The sequence below is a fragment of the Corallococcus sp. 4LFB genome, from assembly GCF_046520365.1.
Lineage (GTDB): Bacteria > Myxococcota > Myxococcia > Myxococcales > Myxococcaceae > Corallococcus > Corallococcus caeni.
This window is the reverse complement of record NZ_JBKGHJ010000570.1, coordinates 1-4,801: the sequence shown is the minus strand read 5'-3', so window position 1 is coordinate 4,801 and position 4,801 is coordinate 1. Positions and strand designations below refer to the sequence as shown.

Annotated in this window: 5 protein-coding genes and 1 pseudogene; 1 reads left to right on the top strand and 5 read right to left on the bottom strand. The window is 70.6% G+C overall.

What is annotated here, in order from left to right; translation table 11 throughout:
* The 5 genes from ACLEQD_RS37045 to ACLEQD_RS37025 form a co-directional block, all read right to left on the bottom strand.
* The coding region (locus ACLEQD_RS37045; protein WP_410390604.1) for a tRNA1(Val) (adenine(37)-N6)-methyltransferase at positions 1-469 on the bottom strand (469 nt) is incomplete at its 3' end.
* Positions 470-471: 2 nt separating this feature from the next.
* Complete coding sequence (gene gshB / locus ACLEQD_RS37040; RefSeq protein ID WP_410390603.1) at positions 472-1,425, bottom strand: glutathione synthase; 954 nt, start codon at positions 1,423-1,425, stop codon at positions 472-474.
* Positions 1,426-1,496: 71 nt separating this feature from the next.
* Positions 1,497-3,182 carry a serine/threonine protein kinase gene (locus ACLEQD_RS37035; RefSeq protein WP_410390602.1) on the bottom strand — a complete coding sequence of 562 codons (1,686 nt, stop codon included), beginning with the start codon at positions 3,180-3,182 and terminating at the stop codon, positions 1,497-1,499.
* Positions 3,183-3,560: 378 nt separating this feature from the next.
* Positions 3,561-3,887, bottom strand: a complete 327-nt coding sequence (locus tag ACLEQD_RS37030; RefSeq protein ID WP_410390601.1) for a hypothetical protein — start codon at positions 3,885-3,887, stop codon at positions 3,561-3,563.
* A gap of 7 nt (positions 3,888-3,894) precedes the next feature.
* Entirely contained in the window at positions 3,895-4,149 is a 255-nt protein-coding gene (locus tag ACLEQD_RS37025; RefSeq protein WP_410390600.1) for a hypothetical protein, read from the bottom strand.
* A gap of 224 nt (positions 4,150-4,373) precedes the next feature.
* Here ACLEQD_RS37025 and ACLEQD_RS37020 point away from each other — a divergent pair.
* Positions 4,374-4,801: pseudogene (locus ACLEQD_RS37020) on the top strand (hypothetical protein); the annotation flags it as partial.

Genomic DNA, 4,801 nt, shown 5'->3' with positions numbered 1-4,801 from the left:
CGACCACCGACGCCGCGTCGCACGCCACCTCCGACTTGGACACGGCCCGCTCCGCGTCCGGGCTCACCACGCCCGCCTCGGCCCGGCGGAACGGCGGGTTGGACACCACCTGCCCGTAGGCCCCGGGCGTGAACAACGTCCGCGCCTGCCGCAGGTCCCCGAGCACCGGGCGCACCCGGCCCTCGCACCCGTTGAGCGCCACCGCGCGCGTCAGCCGCGCGTGCACCGCGGGCTGCAGCTCCAGCGCATCCACCGGGCCCGCGACGCCGAACTGCTTCACCAGGAGGAGCGACACCACGCCGCTGCCCGCGCCCAATTCCAGCACCGGCCCGGGCAGGTCGCCGCCTTCCGTGGCCGCGAAGTGCGCCAGCAGCACCGCGTCCAGCGTGAAGCGGTAGCCCGTCCGGCGCTGGAAGACGCGCACGTCCGCGGTGCCAATGGAGTCCAGCGTCTCGCCGTCCTCCAGCACGTTCAGCGCGCGCCGTGCATCCGCTCGGCCACGTCCAGCACGCGCGCCTCGCAGGAGACGCCGTCCAGGTGGCTGGCCTCCACGAGGCCCGTGGGGCTGGTGACGTTCACCTCCGTGAGGTAGTCGCCCAGCACGTCGATGCCCACCAGCGTCAGCCCCTTCTCCTGGAGCGCCGGCTTGAGGCGCTGGCAGATGTGGAGGTCGCGCGCGGTGATCTCCGCCTTCATCGGCTTGCCGCCCGCGGCCATGTTGCCCCGGTGGTCCGCGTCCGACGGCACGCGCAGCACCGCGCCCACCGGGTCTCCGTCCACCAGGATGATGCGCTTGTCGCCCAGGCGGCTCTCCGGCACGTACGCCTGCGCGAGGATGGGCTCCTTGCCGCCCTGCGTGAGCAGCTCCACCATGGAGCGCGCGTTGCGGTCCCCCGGCGCGAGGAAGAGGATGCCCTTGCCGCCGAAGCCGTCGATGGGCTTCAGGATGGTGCCCTGCGCGTTCTTCGCCGCGAACTCCAGCACCACGGACAGCTCCCGCGTCACGCGCGTGTCCGGCATCAGGTCCGGGTAGTTCAGCGTGAAGAGCTTCTCGTTCGCGTCGCGGATGCCGGACGGGTTGTTGATGAAGATGGGAGAGCGGTCCGGACACAGCTCCACCAGCTGCGTGGCGTGCAGATAGTCCGCGTCCACCGGCGGGTCCTTGCGAAGAAAGAGCACGTCCAGCTTCGACAGGGGCCGCACGTCCTCCGCCAGCACGTCGAAGTGCTGGCCTGGCTCGCGCCGCACCCGGACCCGGCGCATGCGCGCCTCCGAGCACCGGCCGTTGAAGCGCAGCCACCCCTGTTCGAAGTAGTAGACGTCGTGCCCCCGCCGCTGGGCCTCCAGCATCAGCGAGAACGTCGTGTCGTGGTCCACCCGCACGCTCTCGAGCGGGTCCATCAGGAAGCCAAGGGAGAGGGCCATGAGGGGCGGAAGATAGCGGACCCCTTCCGCCCTTGCCGCTCCTTCGCACGCCCCTTCGTCCAACCTGGAGCTCAGCGGCCCGGCAGCTCCCTCAGCTTGAGGTTGAGGCGCACGGGGTTGCCCGCCTCCACCGGCACGGCGAGCAACCGGCGCTTCTTGTCCGCGCCCACCAGGATGAGCTCCGCCTGCCCCACCGGCAGCAAGCGCTTCACCAGCGGCGCGCGGCCCAGGGACTTGTTGTTGAGGAAGACCTCCGCGGGCTCGTCCAGGAAGAGCGTCACCTCGCCCTTGCTCTTCCGGCTCCGGACGCTGGTCCGGATGGAGTCGTCCCGGTCCTTCGTGCCCGGGTCCCGCTCCTTGGAGTCTTTGTCCTTGTCCTTGTCCTTGTCCTTGTCCACCGCCGCGGTGGCCACGCCCGCGTCGGGCGCGGGGGGCTCGCGCGGCCGGAGGGGGACCATCGCGCCCAGGGTCTCGGGGTTGGGTGGGAGCGCCGCCTCCTCGGCCTCCAGCAGCTTCGTGAGCCGGAACGCGCCGTAGGCCAGGCCCAGGATCAGCGACAGCGACAGCAGCGCCCACACGGCGCCCAGCCTGGAGCGCGCCACCGGGGGCGCGGTCTCGTCGCTGCCGGACTCCTCCGCGCGCAGCTTCGCGATCTCCGCCTTCTTGCGCGCCTCCACGACGCTGAGCGCGGTGGCCTTGCGCTCCGGCAGGTAGGGGCCGTCGTCCTTCTGGAGCGCCCGCTTCGCCGACGCCATCACCTGGCTGCTCGTCGTGACGTCCGCGCTCTCCAGCAGCGAGCGCGTGGCCGCCATGCGCTCCGCGAACAGGCCCTTCATGAGGGAGGCGCGCTGCTCGGCGTCCATCAGCTTGCCGCCGGCCGCCTTCTCGATGGCGCGCGCCATGTCCCGCCCGGACGGGTAGCGGCGGTCCACGTTGCGCTCCAGCGCGCGCATCACCACGCGGGAGATGTCCTCGGAGATGTGCGGCAGCAGCACGGACGGCCACGGGATGGCGTCCTCGAGGATCTTCACCATCTCGTCGCGCTCGGTCTTGCCCGCGAAGAGGCGCTCCCCGGTGATGAGCTCGTGCATCACCACGCCCACGGAGAACAGGTCGCTCCTGCCATCCAGCGGATCGCCGCGCACCTGCTCCGGGGACATGTACCCGGTGGTGCCCTTCACCGTGCCGACGTGGGTGCGCTCCAGGCTGTTCTTCGCCTTGGCGATGCCGAAGTCGAGCAGCTTCACGGTGCCGTCGTACGTCACCATGATGTTCTTCTGCGCCACGTCGCGGTGGATGACGGGGCTCGCCTCGCCGCCGGGGGTCGTGAAGGTGTGCGCGTAGTGCAGCGCCAGGCACACGTCGCGGGCCACGGACAGGGTGAAGGCCAGCGGCACCGGCTGGCGCTTCTTCAGGCACGCGCTCGTGACCTGGTTGAGGTTCTGCCCGCCGATGAACTCCATGGCCAGGTAGAGCCCGTCGTCCTCCTCCCCCAGGTCGAACACCTGCGCGATGTTCGGGTGGTTGAAGGCCGCGGTGATGCGCGCCTCGTCCAGGAACATGCGGACGAACTGATCATTGGAGCGGGCGTCCGGGAGGATGCGCTTGATGACCACGTACTTGCGGAAGCCGCCCGGGCCCGACGTGTAGCCCAGGAACAGCTCCGCCATGCCGCCCACGGTCAGCTGCGTGAGCACCTCGTACTTCCCGATGCGCTCGCCCCGATGGAAGTCGATGAGCCCATCCTCCAGCGCCATGAAGGATGGCGCCCGCGTCGTGAAGAAAGCCGGGCCGGACCATAACAGGGCTGTTGCATCCGGGGTCCTTCCTTGCCGGTGCACGCCGGCTCCAGGCCCCCGAGGTCCCTGTGGATCACCTGTGGATGGTGTGGACGGACCTGTGGACAACCCGTGGCACCGGAGCGGCGCTGTGGATGCCCGGGGGAAACCGGCAACTTGCCCACATGTAGCAGATCGCCGATTCGTGAATGAATCCGGAGGCTTGCTGACTTGTCCCCAACTCCGTGCCCCCTACTGCTTCCACCAGTTGATCAATACTCCAATTAGACTGGTGAAAAGCAGCAGGGCCCGTGCACAAGTCGGAAACCGACAGGGCTTCCCGGCAGGGGCACGCTGCTACAGGAGCGTGGCGCGCAGCCGCTCCAGCAGGCCGGGCAGGTCCTGGAGCAGCTGCCGGTCCATGTCCTCCAGCGCGGCGCGGAGCATGACCAGGTCCTCCGGCTCCCGCTCCGCGGACACCATGCGGTGCAGGCTGCGCAGGCGCTGGTTGCGCATGACCAGGCGGGCGAGGGTGTCGTCCAGCTCCTCGGCGAGCCCGGCGTCCAGGTGCAGCTCCTGGCCCACCAGCTCCCGGAGCTGCTCCACGCGGTAGGTGAGCTCCCAGCTCTCCTCGTAGCCCGCGCGCCGGGGCACCATCGGCCCATACGTCCACCGCTCGTTCAAGGTTCCTCTAGTGCGGCCGGGGCCGGGTGAGGCCCGTCAGGGACAGCCGGGTGCGCGTCGGGTCCAGCTCCACGTGCATCCGGCAGTCCGCCACGTCCAGGCGCAGGGTGTAGGGAGGACAGGGCGTGTGCCCCGAGTGCTCCTCGGAGGCGCGCGCGCCCATGCGGAACAGCTCGGCCAGCACCGCCTGTCGTACTTCCGCCGACAGCCCGTCCACGGTGGACTGGACGCCCCGGGCGATGAGCACCGTGAACGCCTGCAATCCTGGAGAAACGTGTGAAGGGCCAGCCAGCGTCATCCCCGCGCCCGTTGCCAGAACCGTACCCTGCGACAGGCCTGTCGTTCCGGGGGGTTGGAAGAACTCGAAACCCTTGGGGCTGAAAAAAACTCAGGCAGGAAAGCGCCCAATCCTGAAACCCTGGGGGGTGGGATGCCGTGGGACAGGGGGATGGAGAGGGGTGCTATAGGCAGCAGGCAGGAGGCACGATGGCGCGCACGCGGACGGTGGGCAGTGGGGGCCTGACGGGCCTTCCGGAGGCTCCAACGGGCTTGCGGGGGGTCGACCCCTCGTCGCCCAGGGCCCTGGCAATGGCCCTGGCCGCCCTCCTGGCCTTCGTGGGCGCCTGCCGGGAAGCACCCCCGCTGACGGGCGCCCGGAGCCTCCTGCGGGTCTCCCAGGAGGCCGTGGCGTTCCCGCCCAGCTACCCCCAGGTGGAGCGGGTGGTGGAGCTGCGCGTGGTGAACGCGGGGCGCACGACGCTGGACGTGGACTGGACGTCGCTGGCGGCGCCCTTCTCCGCGGCCGGGCTGCCCGCGCGGATGGCGCCGGGCGAGGTGCCGGTGCGGCTGTCCTACCGGCCGGAGGCGCCGGGCGTGCTGACGGCCACGCTGGTGGGCCGGGCGCCCGGGGGCGG